The organism is Streptoverticillium reticulum (genome assembly GCF_047456005.1).
GTDB classification, from domain to species: Bacteria; Actinomycetota; Actinomycetes; order Streptomycetales; family Streptomycetaceae; genus Streptomyces; species Streptomyces reticulum.
This window is the reverse complement of the sequence record NZ_CP179755.1, coordinates 3,768,609-3,788,177: the sequence shown is the minus strand read 5'-3', so window position 1 is coordinate 3,788,177 and position 19,569 is coordinate 3,768,609. Positions and strand designations below refer to the sequence as shown.

Annotated in this window: 23 protein-coding genes; 17 read left to right on the top strand and 6 right to left on the bottom strand. The window is 71.6% G+C overall.

The annotated features are described in order from the left end of the window. Positions 1–51: 51 nt before the first annotated feature. From ACMATS_RS17120 to rpmB, 3 genes are all read right to left on the bottom strand, one after another. Positions 52–1,083, bottom strand: coding sequence for a rod shape-determining protein (locus tag ACMATS_RS17120; protein WP_336410713.1), 1,032 nt, complete (start codon positions 1,081–1,083; stop codon positions 52–54). A gap of 311 nt (positions 1,084–1,394) precedes the next feature. Beyond that, entirely contained in the window at positions 1,395–1,700 is a 306-nt protein-coding gene (gene rpsN / locus ACMATS_RS17115; RefSeq protein WP_390776879.1) for a 30S ribosomal protein S14, read from the bottom strand. After that, positions 1,700–1,936, bottom strand: coding sequence for a 50S ribosomal protein L28 (gene rpmB / locus ACMATS_RS17110; protein WP_390776878.1), 237 nt, complete (start codon positions 1,934–1,936; stop codon positions 1,700–1,702). The genes rpsN and rpmB overlap by 1 nt, the downstream gene beginning before the upstream one ends. 50 nt (positions 1,937–1,986) lie before the next feature. On the opposite strand from rpmB, the gene rpmG reads away from it, so the two are divergent. The 5 genes from rpmG (at position 1,987) to ACMATS_RS17085 (ending at position 4,242) form a co-directional block, all read left to right on the top strand. Then, on the top strand, positions 1,987–2,151 hold the full coding sequence (rpmG, locus tag ACMATS_RS17105) for a 50S ribosomal protein L33 (RefSeq protein ID WP_390776877.1): 165 nt from the start codon (positions 1,987–1,989) through the stop codon (positions 2,149–2,151). 5 nt (positions 2,152–2,156) lie between these two features. Next, complete coding sequence (locus ACMATS_RS17100; RefSeq protein ID WP_390776876.1) at positions 2,157–2,411, top strand: type B 50S ribosomal protein L31; 255 nt, start codon at positions 2,157–2,159, stop codon at positions 2,409–2,411. Beyond that, positions 2,411–3,574: a CobW family GTP-binding protein gene (locus ACMATS_RS17095; RefSeq protein WP_390776875.1), complete on the top strand. Its 1,164-nt coding sequence runs from the start codon at positions 2,411–2,413 to the stop codon at positions 3,572–3,574. The genes ACMATS_RS17100 and ACMATS_RS17095 overlap by 1 nt, the downstream gene beginning before the upstream one ends. Positions 3,575–3,594: 20 nt before the next feature. Then, positions 3,595–3,867 (top strand): 30S ribosomal protein S18, encoded by a 273-nt coding sequence (gene rpsR, locus ACMATS_RS17090; protein WP_390776874.1) that lies wholly within the window; start codon positions 3,595–3,597, stop codon positions 3,865–3,867. A gap of 135 nt (positions 3,868–4,002) precedes the next feature. Continuing rightward, positions 4,003–4,242: a DUF397 domain-containing protein gene (locus ACMATS_RS17085; RefSeq protein ID WP_390776873.1), complete on the top strand. Its 240-nt coding sequence runs from the start codon at positions 4,003–4,005 to the stop codon at positions 4,240–4,242. Positions 4,243–4,352: 110 nt separating this feature from the next. Here the strand turns inward: ACMATS_RS17085 and ACMATS_RS17080 are convergent, their stop codons facing one another. Further along, the gene (locus ACMATS_RS17080) at positions 4,353–4,889 is read right to left on the bottom strand and encodes an ATP-binding protein (RefSeq protein ID WP_390776872.1); all 537 of its coding nucleotides are present in this window, start codon (positions 4,887–4,889) and stop codon (positions 4,353–4,355) included. Between the two features lie 331 nt (positions 4,890–5,220). Here ACMATS_RS17080 and ACMATS_RS17075 point away from each other — a divergent pair, with 331 nt between their 5' ends. The 6 genes from ACMATS_RS17075 (at position 5,221) to ACMATS_RS17050 (ending at position 10,713) form a co-directional block, all read left to right on the top strand. Further along, positions 5,221–6,084, top strand: a complete 864-nt coding sequence (locus ACMATS_RS17075; RefSeq protein ID WP_390776871.1) for a helix-turn-helix domain-containing protein — start codon at positions 5,221–5,223, stop codon at positions 6,082–6,084. Between the two features lie 87 nt (positions 6,085–6,171). Beyond that, positions 6,172–7,638 carry an aldehyde dehydrogenase family protein gene (locus tag ACMATS_RS17070; protein ID WP_414168345.1) on the top strand — a complete coding sequence of 489 codons (1,467 nt, stop codon included), beginning with the start codon at positions 6,172–6,174 and terminating at the stop codon, positions 7,636–7,638. A gap of 116 nt (positions 7,639–7,754) precedes the next feature. Further along, complete coding sequence (locus ACMATS_RS17065) at positions 7,755–8,297, top strand: DinB family protein (RefSeq protein ID WP_390776869.1); 543 nt, start codon at positions 7,755–7,757, stop codon at positions 8,295–8,297. Positions 8,298–8,357: 60 nt separating this feature from the next. Continuing rightward, the gene (locus ACMATS_RS17060) at positions 8,358–8,918 is read left to right on the top strand and encodes a PadR family transcriptional regulator (protein WP_414168344.1); all 561 of its coding nucleotides are present in this window, start codon (positions 8,358–8,360) and stop codon (positions 8,916–8,918) included. A gap of 253 nt (positions 8,919–9,171) precedes the next feature. Beyond that, entirely contained in the window at positions 9,172–9,843 is a 672-nt protein-coding gene (locus tag ACMATS_RS17055; protein ID WP_390776867.1) for a DUF4232 domain-containing protein, read from the top strand. A gap of 111 nt (positions 9,844–9,954) precedes the next feature. After that, positions 9,955–10,713 carry a MerR family transcriptional regulator gene (locus ACMATS_RS17050; RefSeq protein WP_390776866.1) on the top strand — a complete coding sequence of 253 codons (759 nt, stop codon included), beginning with the start codon at positions 9,955–9,957 and terminating at the stop codon, positions 10,711–10,713. 64 nt (positions 10,714–10,777) lie between these two features. Here the strand turns inward: ACMATS_RS17050 and ACMATS_RS17045 are convergent, their stop codons facing one another. Continuing rightward, positions 10,778–11,146 (bottom strand): YbjQ family protein, encoded by a 369-nt coding sequence (locus ACMATS_RS17045; protein ID WP_336410727.1) that lies wholly within the window; start codon positions 11,144–11,146, stop codon positions 10,778–10,780. 211 nt (positions 11,147–11,357) lie between these two features. Here ACMATS_RS17045 and ACMATS_RS17040 point away from each other — a divergent pair, with 211 nt between their 5' ends. Further along, positions 11,358–12,050 carry a DedA family protein gene (locus ACMATS_RS17040; RefSeq protein ID WP_414168343.1) on the top strand — a complete coding sequence of 231 codons (693 nt, stop codon included), beginning with the start codon at positions 11,358–11,360 and terminating at the stop codon, positions 12,048–12,050. Between the two features lie 104 nt (positions 12,051–12,154). Next, positions 12,155–13,834: a threonine/serine exporter family protein gene (locus ACMATS_RS17035; protein ID WP_414168342.1), complete on the top strand. Its 1,680-nt coding sequence runs from the start codon at positions 12,155–12,157 to the stop codon at positions 13,832–13,834. Between the two features lie 222 nt (positions 13,835–14,056). Here ACMATS_RS17035 and ACMATS_RS17030 read toward each other — a convergent pair whose 3' ends face one another. Beyond that, the gene (locus ACMATS_RS17030) at positions 14,057–14,554 is read right to left on the bottom strand and encodes an inorganic diphosphatase (RefSeq protein WP_087926944.1); all 498 of its coding nucleotides are present in this window, start codon (positions 14,552–14,554) and stop codon (positions 14,057–14,059) included. A 91-nt stretch (positions 14,555–14,645) separates the two neighbouring features. On the opposite strand from ACMATS_RS17030, the gene dacB reads away from it, so the two are divergent. The 4 genes from dacB to hpt all read left to right on the top strand — a co-directional run bounded on the left by dacB (position 14,646) and on the right by hpt (position 19,360). Beyond that, the gene (gene dacB / locus ACMATS_RS17025; protein ID WP_414168341.1) at positions 14,646–16,115 is read left to right on the top strand and encodes a D-alanyl-D-alanine carboxypeptidase/D-alanyl-D-alanine-endopeptidase; all 1,470 of its coding nucleotides are present in this window, start codon (positions 14,646–14,648) and stop codon (positions 16,113–16,115) included. A gap of 256 nt (positions 16,116–16,371) precedes the next feature. Continuing rightward, positions 16,372–17,505: a zinc-dependent metalloprotease gene (locus ACMATS_RS17020; RefSeq protein WP_390776862.1), complete on the top strand. Its 1,134-nt coding sequence runs from the start codon at positions 16,372–16,374 to the stop codon at positions 17,503–17,505. 200 nt (positions 17,506–17,705) lie between these two features. Continuing rightward, positions 17,706–18,728 carry a tRNA lysidine(34) synthetase TilS gene (tilS, locus tag ACMATS_RS17015; protein ID WP_390776861.1) on the top strand — a complete coding sequence of 341 codons (1,023 nt, stop codon included), beginning with the start codon at positions 17,706–17,708 and terminating at the stop codon, positions 18,726–18,728. Positions 18,729–18,820: 92 nt separating this feature from the next. Further along, complete coding sequence (gene hpt, locus ACMATS_RS17010) at positions 18,821–19,360, top strand: hypoxanthine phosphoribosyltransferase (RefSeq protein ID WP_390777381.1); 540 nt, start codon at positions 18,821–18,823, stop codon at positions 19,358–19,360. The last annotated feature ends 209 nt before the right edge of the window (positions 19,361–19,569 follow it).

The following is a 19,569-nucleotide window of genomic DNA, read 5'->3' as shown; positions in this document are numbered from 1 at the left end:
AAAGAAGTTCCCAAGGGGGCGGACAGGAACCGAGGAGCGGCTGATGCGGTCTCAGTTCGCCAGCGGCTCCAGGCCGAGCGGCTGCAGCTTGCCCTCGATCATCGCGCCCAGCCCCTCGACCGCGCAGACGTCGGGGTGTTCGGCGATCTGCACCATCATCCCCGTCGCCCGCTCGATCATCGTGTCCAGGCCGGGCAGCATCGCGCTGCCGCCGGCGAGCATCACGCCGCGGTCGGCCAGGTCGGCCACCAGGTCCGGCGGGCACTCGCGCAGCACCCGCCCTATGGCGTCGAGGATGGCCGTGAACGGGGTGTTGATGGCCTCGCGGACGTGCGCGGTGTTCACCAGGACCGTACGGGACAGCCCCGTGGCCACGTCCCGGCCGCGCACCTCCGTCTCCGTGCCGACGACCGCCGGGTCGGAGTAGAGGGCCAGGTGCAGCGGGTGCAGGCCCTGGGAGGGCAGCATCAGCTCGTGCTCGCTGCGCAGGTGCTGGACGACGGCGTAGTCGATGGCGTCCCCGCCCACCTGGACCTTCTCGGCCGCCACGATCGAGCCCAGCGACAGCACCGCGACCTGGGTGGACGCCGCGCCGCACACCACGATCATGGTGGCCTCGGGCCGCTCGACCGGCAGCCCGCTGCCCACCGCGGCGGCGATGAGGGCGTCCACCAGCTCGACCCGGCGCGCCCCGAGGGCGCTGAGCGTCTCCACGGCGGCCCGCTGTGCGATGGGTTCCGCGTCGTGCGGCAGGCAGACCGCGGCGCGCAGCATGGGCTTGCGCCGCCAGGCGCGGCGGATCTTGTCGTTGACCAGGAAGCGGAGCATCCGCTGGGCCATGTCGATGTCGACGACGGTGCCGCCGGAGATGGGCCGCACGACCCGGATGTGACCCGGTGTCCGGCCGGCCATGCCCTCGGCGAGGGAGCCGACCGCGATCAGCGAACCGGTGCGGGTGTTGACCGCGGCGAGGCTGGGTTCGTCGACGACCAGCCCGGTGTTCTTGAGATAGACCCGGGTCCTGGCGGCGCCCAGGTCGACGGCGACGGTGCAGCGGCTCAGCTGATCGAGACTGAGGGTCATGGCCTCCATCCTGTGTGGCCGGACCCGCACTTGCCTGTTGGGCTGCGCCGTGCGGGGCACTGCGCGTGCGGCGGTGCCGGGGTGAACACCCCCGTCGCCCACCCCGGCCGCCACTCCGAAGAGTCTTGCAGGGGGGTCTGACAACGGGGGCTTCGCGCCCCGTCAGGGGCGCGGGGAACTGCGCGCTCAGCCACCGACGGCCTGCAGCCGACGCACCACCCCGGGTCCCTCGGCTGCGGGTGCGTCGTGGCTGGTCGCGCAGTTCCCCGCGCCCCTGACGGGGCGCTGCATCCCCGGTGCGGTGCCCTTTGTTACCAGCTCGCCTTCCGCACCCCCGGCAGGAACCCCGCATGTGCGGCGGCCCGCACATTGATCCGCGACAGGCCGAAGGCCCGCAGGTGGCCGCGCGGGCGGCCGTCCACCGAGTCCCGGTTCCGCACCCGCGTCGCACTGGCATCGCGCGGCTGCCGCGCCAGCTCCGCGAGGGCCGCCGCGCGCTCGTCCTCCGGTGCCTGCGCATCGCGGATGACGGCCTTGAGCACGGCCCGCCGCGCGGCGTACCGCGCCACCGTCAGCCGGCGCTTCTCGTTCTTCGCGATCTTGCTCTTCTTCGCCATCAGACCTTCACCCCTCGCGCGCGGATGCGTGCCACCGCGGCCTCGATCCCGATCGTGTCCACGGTCCTGATCCCCTTCGTGCTGAGCACCAGCCGGACATATCGCCCCTCGCTCGGCAGCCAGTACCGCTTGCGCTGCACGTTGGGGTCGAAGCGGCGGGCGGTGCGCCGGTGGGAGTGGGACACGGAGTTCCCGAACCCCGGCTTGCGGCCCGTGAGTTGGCAGTGGGCGGACATCGTCAGTCCCTCCTGATGAAAATGGAAACCATTTCTGTATAGTAGCCCCCATGGCCCGCAACGACCTACGTCCCGTCATCAAGCTCCGGTCCACCGCCGGGACGGGCTACACCTACGTGACCCGCAAGAACCGCCGTAACGATCCCGGCCGAATCGAGCTGCGCAAGTACGACCCCGTCGTCGGCCGGCACGTCGTCTTCCGAGAGGAGCGCTGACCGTCATGAAGCCCGGAATCCATCCCGCCTACGGCCCCGTCGTCTTCCGCGACCGCGCCGCCGGCTTCGCCTTCCTCACCCGGTCGACCGCCACGAGCGACAAGACGATCGCGTGGGAGGACGGCAACACCTACCCCGTGATCGACGTGGAGATCTCCTCGGCGAGCCACCCCTTCTACACGGGCACCACGCGCGTCGTGGACACCGCCGGGCGCGTGGAGCGCTTCGAGCGCCGTTACGGCAAGCGCGGAGCACGCTGATGACCACCGCGCAGCTGCCCGTGGTGCTGGTCGGCGGACTGCACGGCGACGCCCGCCGCGCCGCCGTCGAGCGGCTGCTGCACACCGTCCCCGGGGCCGTCGCCCTGCACCACGACCTGGCGACGGCCCCCGTGGGGACCGTCCGCCGGACCGTGCGCGACCGCACGGGGATGCTCGACGAGGGCGAGGCGCCGCTGGTCAACGACTGCGCCTGCTGTGCCCTGCGCGAGGACCTGGTGCCGGAGCTGGAGCGGATCGCCGCGGCCGGGACGTACCGGCTCGCGGTCGTGGAGCTCTGGGACTCCGTCGAACCGAAGGCCATGGCCGAGGTCGTGGCCGCGCACGGCGGCCCGGACGTGCGGCTGACCGGGGTGTTCACGGCCGTGGACCCGGTCCTGGTGCTGCCGTGCCTGGGCAACGGGGACGACCTGGCCGAGGCCGGCCTGGCCGCCGCGGCGACCGATCAGCGGACCGTCGCGGACACGTTCGCACGGCAGTTGGAGTACCCGACGGTGCTGGCGATCGCGGAGCCGGCCGACGCAACAGAAGCAGCCGACGCCTCCGACCACACCATCCTCGCCCAGCTCACGCCCGGGGCCCGCCGCATCCCCGTCGGCTCCGTCGAGCTCGCCGCGGCCGCGGTGGCCGGCTTCGACGTCGAGGCCGCGGCCCTGCGGCAGCACCCCGCCTGTGCCCTGCTGCCGCAGGAGGCCGACGCGGACGGGGTCGGCACGCTCGTCTGGCAGGGCCGCCGCCCCTTCCACCCCGGGCGGCTCCACGCGGCGCTGGAGGACCTGACCTGCGCCGCGGCCCGCAGCCGGGGGCGGTTCTGGCTCGCCGACCGGAGCGACACCCTGCTCTCCTGGGACGCGGCGGGCGGCGCCCTGTGCGTGGAGAACGCCGGGCCCTGGCTGGCCTCCCTGCCGGACGCCGCCTGGGAGTTGGTGCCCCCGGCCCGCCGGGTGGCCGCGGCGCTGGACTGGCACCCCGAGCACGGCGACCGCGCGCAGTACCTCACCTTCACCTCGCCCGGGCTCGACGCCGACGGACTGCGCTCGCTGCTGGAATCGTGCCTGCTCACCGATGCGGAATATGCCGCGGGCCCGGCCGCCTGGCGCAGTCTTTCGCACGCCTTCGACGAACTCCTCGACCCCGTTTCCTGATCCGAAAGGACGGCCCTCCCGTGAACGGCCGGCACAAGAACCGCAAGGCCCTCAGGCCCCGCCGCAATCCCCTGGACGCGGCGGGAATCACGTACGTCGACTACAAGGACACCGATCTCCTGCGGAAGTTCATTTCGGACCGCGGGAAGATCCGCAGCCGCCGGGTGACCCATGTCACCGTGCAGCAGCAGCGACAGCTGTCCAGGGCGATCAAGAATGCCCGCGAGATGGCACTCCTGCCCTATTCCTCCGCGGTTTCCGCTGGACGTCCGTCTTCCGGTCGGAATCCGTGAGGTAGCGACCGGAACACCCAACGTGCACGTGCATCGGCTCATGCATGAGCACATGAACGCAGCTATGATCCGGAGCAGTTGTCATCCCTGAATCCACGTCCTGGGATGCCCCCTGCAATCATCCGGGAGAGCCCAGTGCCCCACGCGTACAACGGCATGGCTGCATCGGACATCGACGGCGCCGTCTGGAGAAAGAGCCGCCACTCCAACTCCCAGGGCTCCTGTGTGGAGTTCGCGAAACTGCCGGGTGGCGGGGTTGCCGTGCGCAACTCCCGCCACCCGGAGGGCCCCGCTCTCGTCTACACCCCCGCCGAGATCGAGGCCATGCTGCTGGGAATCAAGGACGGCGAATTCGACTACCTGATACGGGACTAGACCCCGTGCCGGGCCGTCGTCCCGTCGGCCGGCCGTACGACTCCCCTCCAGCCGTACGACTTTCCGTCGGAATTCCGCCGTGTGCGGGCAGTGCGCCGCGCAGCCGCCGGCTAGAGCGGGAACCCGTCGCGGAGCCCCCCGTCGCCCCCGTCGGGCCCGCTCTCGCGCGGCAGTCCGAACAGCGCCCACACCACCTTGCCCCGCAGCGCCCCCGCCAGCGGGTGCCATCCCCAGCTGTCGCTGAACTGCTCCACCAGAAACAGCCCGCGGCCGCACTCGTCCCCCGCGGCGGCCCGGCCCGCGACGGGGCCGGCCTCGCTCGGATCGCGTACGGCACACACGAGTCGCGTCGTCCAGCGCATCAGATGGAGGCGTACCGGAGCCTCGTACCCGTCACCCGCACGGTCGCCCGGTGCGGCGTAGCGCAGGGAGTTGGTCACCAGCTCGGAGACGACGAGCGCCACGTCGTCGAACAGGGCGGCGAGGCCCCACTGGTCGAGCGTGGCTGCGGTGAACTTCCTTGCGCTGCGCACTGCTTCGAAGCGAGGTGGCAGGGAACAGGATGCCGAGCTGGAGACGACGGATGAGTCGATCGCGGGCAGCCCTCTCCATAACGGCGAGAGCACAGTCGATCCTTCGGTACCCATCCGAGGCACTCCTGGCAATCGAGGACGTGACGTGACGTGCACGTGTGCGAGCTCCATGGTTCCCAATGCGCAGGGCGGATGCAAGGGCAGATGCACGTGCACGAGAGGGATTTGGGGGCGCACAGGGTGGTTGGGGACCAATTCTCCCTGCGCCTCCTGACGTAGGGACTCCGCCTATGGCTCATCTGGGTAACCACACCTGCACGCAACGGAGCCCGGAGGTGGCAGACTTCGGCGCCGAGGGCTGCGGGGGTCGCCCTCAGGAGGGTGCGGAAGCGACGACACCACCACACAGCCCTGACACAGGACCGGAAGAGGAAGGGTCGCAGAGATGGCCACGAACGAGTCGAGCGGTTCCGTGGTGCGACGCATACTGCTGGGCTCCCAGCTCAGGAGGCTGCGGGAGTCGCGCGGCATCACGCGCGAAGCAGCCGGGTACTCGATCCGGGCGTCCGAGTCGAAGATCAGCCGCATGGAGCTGGGCCGGGTGAGCTTCAAGGCTCGGGACGTGGAGGACCTGCTCACGCTGTACGGGGTCACCGACGGGGCCGAGCGCGAGGCCCTGCTCGGGCTGGCCCGCGAGGCCAACGTGGCGGGCTGGTGGCACAGCTACGGTGACGTCCTGCCCGGCTGGTTCCAGACATATGTAGGACTCGAGGGAGCCGCCTCGCATATCTCGGTCTACGAAGTGCAGTTCGTCCACGGCCTGTTGCAGACCGAAGGATATGCGCACGCCGTGGTGGTCCGGGGCAACCCGAAGGCCGACGAAGCCGAGATCGAGCGCCGGGTCTCGCTCCGCATGGAGCGCCAGAAGCTGCTCTTCTCGGAACGCGCCCCGCGCTTCCACGCCGTGCTCGACGAGGCGGCGCTGCACCGCCCGTACGGCGGGCGGGAGGTCATGCGCGGACAGCTCCAGCACCTCGTCGACATCTCCGAACAGCCCAACGTGACGCTGCAGGTGATGCCGTTCGCGCACGGCGGCCACTCGGGCGAGAGCGGCTCGTTCGCCATGCTGCGGTTCCCCGAGTCGGACCTGTCGGACGTGGTGTACCTGGAGCAGCTCACCAGTGCGCTCTACCTCGACAAGGGGGAGGATGTGGCCCAGTACGAACGCGTGATGGAGCAGCTGCACGCCGAGAGCCTGCCGCCAGCCGAATCGCGCGAACTGATAGGCCGCCTCCTTCAACTCCTCTGACACATCAGTACGATGACGTCCCATCAGGAGGCCTCCATTCGATAAGGGCGTCACGGGCGCCCCGCTTTTCGCAGACAGGGATGGCGTATGTCCTACTGCTCCTTCTTCAACGAGCTGGCATTCCAGTACATCGACGGCGAGTGGCGGGCCGGCAGCGGCTCCTGGGACATCGTCGACTTCAACCCGTACGACGGGGAGAAGCTCGCCTCCATCACCGTGGCCACCGTGGCCGAGATCGACCAGGCCTACCGGGCCGCCGAGCGCGCCCAGCCCGGCTGGGCCGCGGTCAACCCGTACCGCCGCCGGCTCGTCTTCGAGCGGGCGTTGCGCATCATCGACGACACCGAGGAGGAGCTGACCGCGGCGATCACCGCGGAATGCGGCGGCACCGCCGTCAAGGCGGCCTTCGAACTGCACCTGGTACGGGAGTTCCTGCGCGAGGCGATCCAGCTCGCGCTGCGCGCCGAGGGCCGCATTCTGCCGTCCCCCGACGACACCAAGGAGAACCGCCTCTACCGGGTGCCCGTCGGGGTCGTCGGCGTGATCAGCCCGTTCAACTTCCCGTTCCTGCTGTCGATCAAGTCGGTGGCCCCGGCCCTCGCCCTCGGCAACACGGTCGTCCTCAAGCCCCACCAGAACACGCCCATATGCGGCGGCGGTCTGGTCGCCAAGCTCTTCGCGGACGCCGGGGTCCCGGCCGGCGTGCTCAACGTCGTCGTCACCGACATCGCGGAGATCGGCGACGCCCTCATCGAGCACCCCGTCCCCAAGGTGCTGTCCTTCACCGGCTCCGACAAGGTCGGCCGGCACGTCGCGACGGTGGCCGCCTCGCACTTCAAGAAGGTCATCCTCGAACTCGGCGGCAACAGCGCCCTGATCGTCCTCGACGACGCGGACGTCGACTACGCCGTGGACGCGGCGGTCTTCAGCCGGTTCGTCCACCAGGGGCAGGTCTGCATGGCCGCGAACCGGGTGCTCGTCGACCGTTCCGTGGAGCGCGAGTTCACCGAGAAGTTCGTGGCGAAGGTGCGCACCCTGAAGGTCGGCGACCCGGGAGACCCCACCACGCACATCGGCCCCCTCATCAACTCCGGCCAGGCCGAGGCGATCACGACGCTCGTGGAGCAGACGGTGGCGGGCGGGGCGACCGCGCTCGTCCGGGGCGAGACGGACGGCACGCTCGTCGGCCCGTCCGTCCTGACGGGCCTCAAGGAGGACGCCCCCATCCTGGGCCAGGAGATCTTCGGCCCCGTCGCCCTGATCATCCCCTTCGACGGCGAGGACGAGGCCGTGCGGCTCGCCAACGCGACCCCGTACGGCCTGAGCGGCGCCGTCCACACCGGGGACGTCGAGCGGGGCGTGCGGGTGGCCAAGCGCATCGAGACGGGCATGGTGCACGTCAACGATGCGACGGTGCACGACGAGGCGATCGTGCCGTTCGGTGGCGAGAAGCACTCCGGGGTGGGGCGGCTCAACGGGGACGCGATGGTGGACGCGTTCACGACGACGAAGTGGATCTCGATCCAGCACGGCCGGAGCAGATTCCCGTTCTGAGCGCGCGTGTGGCGTATCGCGTGCCGCGTATCGCGTGCCGCGTGTAGGACAGGAACTGACCTCCTTCGGCCCTACCTTGGAGCCGTTCGCGAGGACGAGACCGAAGGAGAGCTCCCATGCCCATCCACGTGACCGAACCGGACCCCTCCGACGAGCGCGGCACCCTGCTGGCCTTCCTGGAGGCGCAGCGCGGCGGCATCCGCCGTGCCGTGCTCGGCCTGACGGAGGAGCAGGCCCGGCAGAAGCCCAGCGCCAGCGAGCTGTCCCTGGGCGGCCTGCTCAAGCACGTCGTCGAGGTCGAGCACAACTGGCTCCGCATGGCCCAGCAGCTGCCGCCGGAGGTCCAGCGCGACGAGTCCAGCTGGCCGGACAGCTTCCGCCTGGTGGAGGGCGAGACCGTGGCCGGAAGGCTCGCGCACTGGGAGAAGGTGCGGGCGGAGGTGGAGGAGTACATCCGCGGCCTGCCGAACCTGGAGCAGACCTTCCCGCTGCCGGAGCGGCCGTGGTTCCCGCCGCAGACCCGGGTGTCGATGCGGTGGCTGCTGCTGCACCTGATCGAGGAGACGGCCCGGCACGCGGGCCACGCCGACGTGATCCGCGAGTCGCTCGACGGCAAGACCGCGTTCGAGCTGGTGGACGAGGAACGCGCGACGGCCTGAGGTGAAAGGGTGGGCCCCGCCCACCCGTTCCCCGGCCCCTCAGCAAGGAGACCGCACCCGATGTCGGCGATCCGCCTCCTGGTCCTGGGCGCAGTGCGCCAGCACGGACGTACCCACGGCTACCAGGTCCGCGCGGACCTGGAGATGTGGGGCGCCCACGAGTGGTCGAACGCCAAGCCCGGCTCGATCTACCACGCCCTGAAGTCCATGGCCCGCCAAGGCCTGATGGTCGAGCACGAGACGGCCCCCAGCGAGGCCGGCGGCCCGCCCCGCACGGAGTACGAACTGACGGCGGCGGGCGAGACCGAGTTCCTCGTCCTCCTCCGCGCCGCCCTGACCTCGGCGGCCCCCCAACTGGACGTCCTCACCGCGGGCATCGGCTTCCTCGCCGACCTCCCGCGGGCCGAGGCCGTCTCCCTGCTGCGGCAGCGCGTGGCCGCCCTGGAGGCCTGGCGCGCCGACATCCGCGCCCGCTGGACCCCGCCCGAGGGCGACGACTGGGGCCACATCGCCGAGATCGGCGGCATGTGGGAGCACCAGGCGGAGAGCGGGGAACGCTGGACGCGGGGCCTGATCGCACGGCTGGAGGCGGGGGCGTACGAGATGGCGGGGGAGGAGTAGGAGGACCTGGCTCCGGCAGCGGAAACCCCGGATTTCCGGGTGCAGAAATCAGGGTTTCCGCTGTCGGTCTGCTCCGGGGAGCGTTCCAGGGCGGCGTTCCAGGGGGCGGCGTTTTCGCAGGTCAGGGGGGCTTTTTTGTTCCGGCGTCCCGTTCTCTCGACAAGGCGTTGCGGGGTGGGGTTACGGCTCGCAAGGTGGGTTCCGCCGGCCGGTCAGCCGGCTCGTACCGTCACCCGGGGAGAACCGAATCACCATGCGCAAGCACCGCATCCGTACCGCCGCCATCGCCGCCGCCGCATTCGCCGGGGCGCTGTCGCTGGCCGCTTGCAGCGAAGGCGCCTCCGCCGCGGGCGGTGCGTCCCCGGTCCCGGCCGCGTCCGCATCCGTCGCCGCGTCCGCTCCTGCCGCCGCCCCCGCCCCGTCCCACGGTGGCGGCGCGCGTACCGCGCAGCCCGCGAGCGGCCACGGGCACGGCAAGACGCACACCGCCGCGCCCTCCGGCGGTGCCGACAAGAGCGGTCACCACGGCCAGGTCTGCGGCGCCGACGACATCATCTGGGGCACCCGCTCGGAGACCCAGGCCGGCGGCTACATCCTCGTCAGCGCCAAGGCCAAGCCCGGCATCACCTGCACCCTGCCCGCCGGTCTCCCGACGGTCTCCTTCGGCTCGGACGGCACCATGGCCGGCCCGGCCGAGCAGGTCGCGGGCGATGCGGTGACGCTGAAGGGGAACACCACCGTCTACGCCGGTGTGAACCCGAGGACCGCCAACGACGACCACGGCAAGGAACTCGACAGCATCATCGTCAGCGTGGGCACCGAGGACCCGAACCCGGTGAGCCTGAAGGTCGGCACGATCCTCGTCGACAAGCCGAGCGTCACCGACTGGCACACCGACCCCAAGGACGCCGTCCCCTTCGGCTGACATCTTCGCCCGGCATCTTCGCCCGACATCGGTCCGGTCCTCCTTCCGGCTTGCACCTCACGCAACGTGAGCCCCCATCGTGGAGTGCGTACAGAGAAGGGAGCGGGGGAGATGAGCCACTCCGTGGGACAGGTCGCCGCATTTGCAGGTGTGACCGTCAGGACGTTGCACCACTACGACGAGATCGGGCTGCTCGTGCCGTCCGGCCGCAGTCACGCCGGGCACCGGCGGTACGAGGACGCGGATCTCGACCGGCTGCAGCAGATCCTGTTCTACCGGGAGCTCGGCTTTCCGCTCGACGAGGTGGCGGCGCTGCTGGACGATCCCGGCGCCGATCCGATGGCGCACCTGCGGAGGCAGCACGGCCTGCTGACCGACCGGATCGAGCGTCTCCAGCGGATGGCCGCCGCCGTCGAACACGCCATGGAGGCACGGAAGATGGGTATTCAGCTCACGCCGGAGGAGAAGTTCGAGGTCTTCGGCGACTACGACCCCGACGAACACGCGGCGGAGGTCGAGGAGCGGTGGGGCTCCACCGAGGCGTATGCGCAGTCGCAACAGCGAACGGCGGCGTACACCAAGGAGGACTGGAAGCGGATCAAGGCCGCGACCGACGACCTCGACGCGCGGATCGCCGCGCTCGTGGCATCCGGCGCCGCGGCCGACTCGACCGGGGCGATGGACCTCGCGGAGGAGCACCGGCGGCAGATCGACGAGTTCTACTACGACTGCTCGTACGAGCTCCACAGCTGCATCGGCAGGATGTACGTCGACGACGAGCGGTTCACCGCCCACTACGACGCGATCAAGCCGGGGATGGCCCTGTTCCTGCGGGACGCCATCCTGGCGAATGCGGCCCGGCACAGCTGAGCGATGACCGGCAGGCGGGGGCGGTGCGGGGGACCGTCCCCGCACCGCCCCCTCACCGGCAGGGTCACTGCTGCGGGGCGATCACCACGGCCGTGCCGTACGCGCAGACCTCCGTGCCGAGGTCCGCGGCCTCCGTCACGTCGAAGCGGAACGCCAGGATGGCGTTGGCGCCGCGGGCCCGGGCCTGCTCGACGAGCCGCTCCATGGCCTGGTTGCGGGTCTCGACCAAGGTCTTGGTCAGGCCCTTGAGCTCGCCGCCGATCAGGGACTTCAGGCCCGCGCCGATCTGGCTGCCGACGTTACGGGAGCGCACGGTGAGGCCGAAGACCTCGCCGATCACCCGCTCCACCCGGTGGCCGGGCACGTCGTTCGTCGTCACCACGAGCACATCCGACTGCGCCTGCTGACCGCCGCCGAACTCATTGATGCTCATTGCATCCACCTCCGTCTGTGCAGTTTTGCCGGTCGACGATCGAGACGCACGCCGAGGTCGGGGGGTTGCCACGCACGGGGTGTGCGGTCCCGGTCGCCCTCCGGAACCGGGCGGTACCCGGGTCCGTTGCATACTTGGTGGCCGCACCGCCTCCCCGCCTGTGCCCGGGCCTCGCACGAGCCTGTGCCCTCGACCCAGGAGCCTGTCACCCGTGACCCCGACCACCCTCGCGCTCGGCCCCCAGTGGCTGGACTCGGACTATCTGATCGGCCAGTTCGGCCTGCTCGGAGTCCTGGCCATTGTCTTCGCCGAGTCGGGCCTGCTCATCGGCTTCTTCCTGCCGGGAGACTCGCTCCTGTTCACCACGGGCCTGCTGGTCACCACGGGCAAGCTGAACCAGTACCCGCTGTGGGCGGTCTGTCTGCTCGTCGCGCTCGCCGCGGTCCTCGGCGACCAGGCGGGCTACCTCTTCGGCCGCAAGGTGGGGCCGGCGCTGTTCCGGCGCCCCGACTCGAAGATCTTCAAGCAGGAGAACGTCCAGAAGGCCCACGAGTTCTTCGAGAAGTACGGGCCGAAGTCGCTGGTGCTGGCCCGCTTCGTGCCCGTCATCCGGACCTTCACGCCGATCATCGCCGGCGTGAGCAGGATGAACTACCGCTCGTTCATCACCTTCAACATCATCGGCGGCACGCTCTGGGGCGCCGGTGTGACGCTGCTGGGCGCCGTGCTCGGCCAGATCGACTTCGTCCGCAAGAACATCGAGGCGATGCTGGTCGCCATCGTGCTCATCTCGGTGGTGCCGATCGCGATCGAGTTCCTGCGGGCCCGCTCGAAGGCGAAGAAGGCCGGGGACGACGGGGAGCGCCCGGTGCCGGTGCAGCGCGGGCGGCACGCGCGCCGCTGAGCCCCGTATTCCGGATAGGTGGCCCCCGTTGAGCGGCCGTCCGGCCCATCGTGCATCGTGGCCCTAGGGCAGGAGACTCCCGGGGACACGACGAGGAGCGCGTGGTGGCGGATCGGCAGCGGGGTGGCGACCCGGACGGAGCACCGGGGGAGGACCGCAAACCGGCCTCCGACGAGGCGCACAGCGCCTTCACACCGCCTCTGGGGGTGCCGCTGCCGGCGCCCCCGGAGGACGAGCACCCCACCTCTGAGTTCGCCCTTCCGCAGGGCATCGCCGCCGACGCCGGGAGCCGCTCGGAGCGCTCGGCCTTCACCCTCCCCGCAGGCACCACGGCCCCGGCCGGCTATGCCGCCTTCACCCCGCCCTACGGCATACCCAGGGTCAGCCTCACCAAGGAGGAGCCCTGGCAGGACCGCATGCGCACCATGCTGCGCATGCCCGTGGCGGAACGGCCGGTGCCGGAGCGCGTCGAGAAGACCGAGGGCGAGACCGGGCCGGCCGTCCCCCGCGTCCTCGACCTGACGCTGCGCATCGGCGAGCTGCTGCTCGCGGGCGGCGAGGGCGCGGAGGACGTGGAGGCCGCGATGTACGGCGTCGCGCACGCCTACGGGCTCGGCCGCTGCGAGCCGACCGTCACCTTCACCCAGCTGTCCGTCAGCTACCAGGCGTCCCTCGTCGACGACCCGGTGACCGTCGGCCGCACCGTGCGCCGCCGCGGCACCGACTACACCCGGCTGTCCGCCGTCTACCGGCTCGTCCACGACATCACCTCCGTGGGCCAGGGGCTGACCCTGGAGGAGGCGTACGGGCGCCTCGCCGAGATCCGCCGCAACCGCCACCCGTACCCGTCCTGGGCGCTGACCGCCGCCGCGGGGCTGCTCGCCGGCGCGGCGAGCATGCTCGTGGGCGGCGGCGTCGTGGTCTTCCTCGCGGCGATGGCCGGGGCCATGCTCGGCGACCGGCTCGCCTGGCTGGCGGCGGGGCGCGGGCTGCCGGAGTTCTACCAGTTCGTCGCCGCGGCCATGGCGCCCGCCGCGATGGGCGTCGCGCTCAGCGCGGCGCACTCGTACGTTCACGTCCAGGCCTCCGCCGTGATCACCGGCGGGCTGTTCGCCCTGATCCCCGGGCGGGCCCTGGTGGCGGGCGTGCAGGACGGCCTGACGGGCTTCTACATCACCGCCGCGGCCCGGCTGCTGGAGGTCGGCTACCTGATCGCGGGCATCGTCTGCGGCGTGCTGATGGTGCTCTACGGGGGCGTGCACATCGGCGGCGCGACGCTCAACCCGGAGGCGGCGCTGGAGCGCCAGGTGCGGCCGGTCGTCCAGACGATCGCGGCCATGCTGCTGTGCTTCGCCTTCGCGGTGCTGCTCCAGCAGGAACGTTCCACGGTGCTGTACGCGACTCTGAACGGCGGGGTCGCGTGGGTCGTCTACGGGGCGCTCGCGGACACCGTACGGCTCGACACGGTGCCGGCCACGGCCGTGGCGGCCGGGCTCGTCGGCCTCTTCGGGCAGCTGATGGCCCGTTACCGGTACGCGTCCGCACTGCCGTACGTCACGGCGGCGATCGGGCCGCTGCTACCCGGTAGCGCGGTGTACTTCGCGCTGCTGAACTTCGCCAAGAACGACCTGAACACGGGCATCGCCGGCCTCACCAAGGCGGCGGCGCTGGCACTGGCCATCGCGATCGGCGTCAACCTCGGCTCGGAGATGGCCCGCCTGTTCATCCGCATCCCGGGCTCGGGAGCGGGGCGGCGTGCCGCCAAGCGGACGCGGGGGTTCTAGGGGTACCCCTGCGCGGGGCTGCACCACGGCGCCCCGTCAGGGGCGCGGGGCTGTTGACATATGCGGCTCCGCCGCGTGGGCGCGACAAGCCCCCACCGGCCCGCAGCCGACGCACTACCCCGGGGGTCCGGGGCGAAGCCCCGAGAACGTCGACTGCGGGCGCGTCGTGGCTGATCGCGCAGTTCCCCGCGCCCCTTCGGGGCGCCGAGCCGATCCGCAGGATCAGTGGTGGGCGCCGCCCGCGGCCTCAAGGCGCTTGTAGGAGGCCTCGATCTCGGCCTCGGCCTCGGCGCGGCCGACCCAGTCCGCACCCTCGACGGACTTGCCGGGCTCGAGGTCCTTGTAGACCTCGAAGAAGTGCTGGATCTCGAGGCGGTCGAACTCCGACACGTGGTGGATGTCGCGCAGGTGCTCCACGCGCGGGTCGTTCGCCGGGACGCACAGCAGCTTGTCGTCGCCGCCGGCCTCGTCCGTCATGCGGAACATGCCGATGGCGCGGCACTTGATGAGGCAGCCGGGGAACGTCGGCTCGTCGAGGATGACCAGGGCGTCCAGCGGGTCGCCGTCCTCGCCGAGGGTGTTCTCGACGAAGCCGTAGTCGGCCGGGTAGCTGGTCGAGGTGAAGAGTCGGCGGTCCAGACGGATGCGACCGGTCTCGTGGTCCACCTCGTACTTGTTCCGCGAACCCTTCGGGATCTCGATGGTGACGTCGAACTCCACGGGTGGCTCCTTCATGATCAACACATACGTCTGGTGATGCGGTGATTAAGTGTCCCCCACGCAGTGGTGTGGTGGCGAAAGGGGCTGGTCCATGGTGCCCGAGGTGCTGCGACGGCAAGCCGGGCGGTGGCGGAACATCCCCCGAGCGCAGCGCCGTACGGTCCGGTTCGTCGCGGCGTCCACCGTCGCGGGTCTCGTGGTCGCGACCGGCGCGGTGGCGGCCGCCGGTCCCTGGGACTCGGGTCAGCGTAAGGCCGAACGGGACCGGGCGGCTGCCGCTGCGCGAGCAGGTGGCGAGCGTCACGCTGCCGGAGGCCCGTCCTCCGGTTCCGGTTCCGCGCCGCCCGTGCTGGGGGCGCTCGGCACGGGCCGGCCGCCGGCCCGGGCGGCGCTCGCCGCGGCGCTGGAACCGCTGCTGCAGGATTCCGCGCTGGGGTCGACGCATGCGGCGTCCGTCGTCGACGCGCAGTCCGGCGACGAGCTCTACGGCACCGGGCAGGACGTCGCGTACACCCCCGCCTCCACGATCAAGCTCGCCACGGCGGCCGCCGCGCTCTGCGCGCTCGGCCCGGAGCACCGCATCGCGACCACGGTGGTGGCCTCGGGATCCGACGGCATCGTCCTCGTGGGCGGCGGCGACCCGACGCTGACGGCGCTCCCCGCGCAGGGCGAGGGGCCGCGGTTCGCGAGTCTGCGCGACCTGGCGGACGCGACGGCGAAGGCGCTCAAGGCGCGGGGGACGAACCGTACGAAGCTGGCGTACGACACCTCGCGCTACTCCGGTCCCGTACTGCACTCGATCGGGCCCAACGACAACATCGCGCCCGTCACCGCCCTGATGGTGGACGAGGGCCGCCTGGACGGCTCGGACAAGGGCCCCGCCGAGCGCTCGGCGGACCCGGCGGGCGACGCGGCCCGCACGTTCGCCGGGCTGCTGCACGAGCGGGGCGTCGAGGTCGACGGCGACCCGGCGGAGGCGCACGCGGACGCGTCCGCGCAGCGCATCGCGGCGGTCTCCTCCGCACCGCTGTCGGCGCTGGTCGAACGGGCGCTGACCAACAGCGACAACGACATCGCCGAGGCGCTCGCCCGGCAGACCGCACTGGCCTCCGGGCAGCCGGCGAGCTTCGAGGGCGCGGCGAAGGCGGTCACGGACCGGCTGGGGAGGCTGGGACTGCCGTCCGGCCCGGCCAGGATCGCGGACGGCAGCGGCCTGGACCGCACGGACCAGGTCCCGGCGGCCCTGCTCTCCCGGATCCTCGCCCGCGCCGCGGACCCCGCCCACCCCGAACTCCGCCCGCTCCTCACGGGCCTCCCCGTGGCCGGCTTCACGGGCACCCTGCGCGACCGGTACGCCTCCGGCGACGGCAAGGGCGTGGTGCGGGCCAAGACTGGCACCCTGACGGGCGTGAACACCCTGGCGGGCACGGTGGTCGACGCCGACGGACGGCTGCTGGCGTTCGCCTTCATGGCGGGCGGCACGGCGGATCCGGACGCCGCCCAGCGCGCCCTCGACCACCTGGCATCCACCCTGGCGGGGTGCGGCTGCCGGACCGGCTGACGCCGGGTCCGCTGCGCGGGAGGCCGGGGCGGCTCCGGCACCGCCGGACTCCGCCGTCGTGGCTGCTCGCCGCTGCGGCGGGGCCGCACTCTTCTCACCCGCCGCAACGGCGCTCAGCCCCCACACGGCAGTCCGGCGGTGCCATCCCGGCGTCAGCCCCCTGAGCGGCGCGCCGCCGGGCCGCACCGCGCAGCGGGCCCGCGGCGGCGCGGCAACCCCTCCACCCGGGCCGTGCGCAGCACGTACCGTGAAAGCCATGACGAGCATCGGTGATGCGGAGATGGTCGACTGGAAGCTCGCGGTGGCCACCGCGACGCGCCTGGTGAAGCCGGGGCCCGAGGTCAGCCGGGACGAGGCGCGCGAGGTCGTCGCGGAGCTGCGGCGGCACGCGAAGGCCTCGGAGCGGCACGTCCGGGAGTTCACGCGGATGACGTCGGCGGGGGAGGGCGCCGACACCCCGGTCCTGGTCGTGGACCGGGCCGGCTGGGTCCGGGCCAACGTCGCGGGATTCCGCGCGATCCTGGGCCCGCTGCTGGAGAAGATGCAGGACCGCCGCGGCAATGTGCCCGGCGGCGCCGTCCTGGGCGCGGTCGGCGGCAAGGTGACCGGCGTCGAGCTCGGCATGCTGCTGTCGTTCCTGGCCTCGCGCGTGCTGGGTCAGTACGAGACGTTCGCCCCGGGCACCCGGGACCTGCCGGGCTCCCCGGCGGGCGGCGGCCGGCTGCTGCTGGTGGCCCCCAACATCGTCCAGGTCGAGCGCGAGCTGGAGGTGGACCCGCACGACTTCCGGCTGTGGGTGTGCCTGCACGAGGAGACGCACCGCACCCAGTTCACGGCGGTGCCCTGGCTGCGCGACCACATCGAGGGGGAGATCCAGGCGTTCCTCGGCGAGACCGAGGTCGACCCGGTCACGCTGCTGGAGCGGATCCGCGAGGCCGCGCAGTCGCTGGCGGGCGGCAGGCCGCCGGAGGAGGACGGGGAGGCCCGCGCGGGCCGCAGCATCGTGGAGCTGGTCCAGACGCCCGCACAGCGCGAGATCCTGGGCCGTCTGACGGCCGTGATGTCCCTGCTGGAGGGGCACGCGGATTATGTGATGGACGGGGTCGGGCCACGCGTCGTACCGTCCGTCGTCGAGATCCGGGAGAAGTTCCAGAAGCGCCGGGCCACCGGTGCCGGCCGCCTGGACGCGGCCCTGCGCAAGCTGCTGGGCCTGGACGCCAAGCTGCGGCAGTACCGTGACGGTGAGCGTTTCGTCCGGGCCGTCGTGGACGAGGTCGGCATGGAGGGCTTCAACCGCGTGTGGACGTCCCCGAACACGCTGCCCACCAAGGCCGAGATCGCCAAACCGGCGGACTGGATCGCGCGGGTGCACCGGCACCCCGAGGGATGAGCCGATCGCGCCCCGTGGCGGATGAACGCTCCCGTAATCACCCGTCCGAGGGACCGTGTGCCAAGGGTGGGCGTGCGATGCTCGGGTAAAGGCTCATCTCTGTCACCATCGACGCACACAGCGTGACGGAATCCGGGGGCCAGTACTGCAGTCGTGCGGCTCCCGCACCCCCCTCCAATGGAATGATTGGACACACGGACATGGGTCCACACCCCGCGGTCGCGGCGATACGCCTGGCGGTCCGCCGCGTACTCCACGACGTCCTCACCCTGACGCCGCCCGCCTCCGTCCCCTCCGCCGCCGGCGACCGGTCGCCGCTCGTCCTGGTCGCCTGCTCCGGCGGCGCCGACTCCATGGCGCTCGCCTCCGCCCTCGCCTTCGAAGCCCCCCGGCTCGGCATCCGGGCCGGCGGCGTGACCGTCGACCACGGCCTCCAGGAGGGATCCGACCTCCGGGCCTCGGAGGTCGCGATCCGGCTCGCCTCCTTCGGCCTGGACCCCGTGGAGACCGTGACGGTGACGGTCGGCAGGGACGGCGGTCCCGAGGCCGCCGCCCGTGACGCGCGCTACGCCGCCCTCGACGCCGTCGCCGACCGGTACGGCGCCGCCGCCGTCCTCCTCGGCCACACCCGCGACGACCAGGCGGAGACGGTGCTGCTGGGGCTGGCCCGCGGATCCGGCATCCGCTCCCTGTCCGGCATGGCCACCGCCTCCGGCGCCGGCGGCCGCTACCGCCGGCCCTTCCTGGGCCTGGACCGCCAGACGGCCCGCAAGGCGTGCCTGGCCCAGTCGCTGCCCGTCTGGGACGACCCGCACAACACCGACCCCGCCTACACCCGCTCCCGGGTTCGCCACGAGGCCCTGCCCGTCCTGGAGAAGGCCCTGGGCAAGGGCGTCGTCGAGGCCCTCGCCCGCACCGCCCAGCTCTCCCGGGACGACGCCGACGCCCTCGACTCCTGGGCGGCCGCCGTGGAGCCGTCCGTGCGGGACGACGCCGGCGGCCTGGAGGTCGCGGGGCTCTTCGCCCTGCCCCCCGCGGTCCGCCGCCGGGTCATCCGCCGCGCGGTCATCGAGGCGGGCTCTCCGGCCGGTTCGCTCTTCGCCCGGCACATCGAGGAAGTCGACCGGCTGATCACCGGCTGGCGTGGCCAAGGAGCGATCAACCTGCCCGGGCGCGTCGCGGTCCGCAGGCAGGGTGGCAGACTGGTCCTTCGGCAGGGCTGATCCGAACGGTGCCGAGCAGGCCTCGGAGCCGGTCTTCCGGAAGCCAGATGAGCCTTAACCAAGCGAGAGTGGCGCGGGTGGACGAAAAGGACATGGGCACCGACCTGAAGTCGGTGCTCATCACCAAGGAAGAGATCGACGCGAAGCTGGCCGAGCTGGCCGCGAAGATCGACGTGGAGTACGCGGGCAAGGACCTGCTCATCGTCGGCGTCCTCAAGGGCGCCGTGATGGTGATGGCGGACCTGGCGCGTGCCCTGTCCACCCCCCTCACCATGGACTGGATGGCGGTGTCCTCGTACGGCGCCGGCACCCAGTCCTCCGGCGTGGTGCGCATCCTCAAGGACCTCGACACCGACATCAAGGGCAAGCACGTCCTGATCGTCGAGGACATCATCGACTCCGGCCTGACGCTGTCGTGGCTGCTGTCGAACCTGGGTTCGCGCGAGCCCGCCTCGCTCAACGTCGTGACCCTGCTGCGCAAGCCGGAGGCCGCCAAGGTGGCCATCGACGTCAAGTGGGTCGGCTTCGACATTCCGAACGAGTTCGTCGTCGGTTATGGTCTCGACTTCGCGGAGAAGTACCGCAACCTGCCCTTCGTGGGCACGCTCGCGCCGCACGTCTACGGCGGCTGAGCGCGGACGGCCCCGGCACCACCGGGCCCGACGGCCGTGCGGGAACCCTTGCCGGGTTCCCGCCGTTGGAGCAGGGCAGGACGGCTTTGTTGACCGTCTGCGGCGGCATCGGGTGACAATGCTGGGGTACCGTCCGAAGGTAAGTCTTTTCTTTTCAAGCTTTCAAGGTCGACTAGGACACCGCACGCACTGGCATCCCGCACCGGGAT

Coding starts and splice junctions, on each gene's coding strand:
- ACMATS_RS17120 (WP_336410713.1), bottom strand. CDS start 1,083: ATGACCCTCAGTCTCGATCAGCTGAGCCGCTGCACCGTCGCCGTCGAC.
- rpsN (WP_390776879.1), bottom strand. CDS start 1,700: ATGGCGAAGAAGAGCAAGATCGCGAAGAACGAGAAGCGCCGGCTGACG.
- rpmB (WP_390776878.1), bottom strand. CDS start 1,936: ATGTCCGCCCACTGCCAACTCACGGGCCGCAAGCCGGGGTTCGGGAAC.
- rpmG (WP_390776877.1), top strand. CDS start 1,987: ATGGCCCGCAACGACCTACGTCCCGTCATCAAGCTCCGGTCCACCGCC.
- ACMATS_RS17100 (WP_390776876.1), top strand. CDS start 2,157: ATGAAGCCCGGAATCCATCCCGCCTACGGCCCCGTCGTCTTCCGCGAC.
- ACMATS_RS17095 (WP_390776875.1), top strand. CDS start 2,411: ATGACCACCGCGCAGCTGCCCGTGGTGCTGGTCGGCGGACTGCACGGC.
- ACMATS_RS17080 (WP_390776872.1), bottom strand. CDS start 4,889: ATGGGTACCGAAGGATCGACTGTGCTCTCGCCGTTATGGAGAGGGCTG.
- ACMATS_RS17075 (WP_390776871.1), top strand. CDS start 5,221: ATGGCCACGAACGAGTCGAGCGGTTCCGTGGTGCGACGCATACTGCTG.
- ACMATS_RS17070 (WP_414168345.1), top strand. CDS start 6,172: ATGTCCTACTGCTCCTTCTTCAACGAGCTGGCATTCCAGTACATCGAC.
- ACMATS_RS17065 (WP_390776869.1), top strand. CDS start 7,755: ATGCCCATCCACGTGACCGAACCGGACCCCTCCGACGAGCGCGGCACC.
- ACMATS_RS17060 (WP_414168344.1), top strand. CDS start 8,358: ATGTCGGCGATCCGCCTCCTGGTCCTGGGCGCAGTGCGCCAGCACGGA.
- ACMATS_RS17055 (WP_390776867.1), top strand. CDS start 9,172: ATGCGCAAGCACCGCATCCGTACCGCCGCCATCGCCGCCGCCGCATTC.
- ACMATS_RS17050 (WP_390776866.1), top strand. CDS start 9,955: ATGAGCCACTCCGTGGGACAGGTCGCCGCATTTGCAGGTGTGACCGTC.
- ACMATS_RS17045 (WP_336410727.1), bottom strand. CDS start 11,146: ATGAGCATCAATGAGTTCGGCGGCGGTCAGCAGGCGCAGTCGGATGTG.
- dacB (WP_414168341.1), top strand. CDS start 14,646: ATGGTGCCCGAGGTGCTGCGACGGCAAGCCGGGCGGTGGCGGAACATC.
- ACMATS_RS17020 (WP_390776862.1), top strand. CDS start 16,372: ATGACGAGCATCGGTGATGCGGAGATGGTCGACTGGAAGCTCGCGGTG.
- tilS (WP_390776861.1), top strand. CDS start 17,706: ATGGGTCCACACCCCGCGGTCGCGGCGATACGCCTGGCGGTCCGCCGC.
- hpt (WP_390777381.1), top strand. CDS start 18,821: ATGGGCACCGACCTGAAGTCGGTGCTCATCACCAAGGAAGAGATCGAC.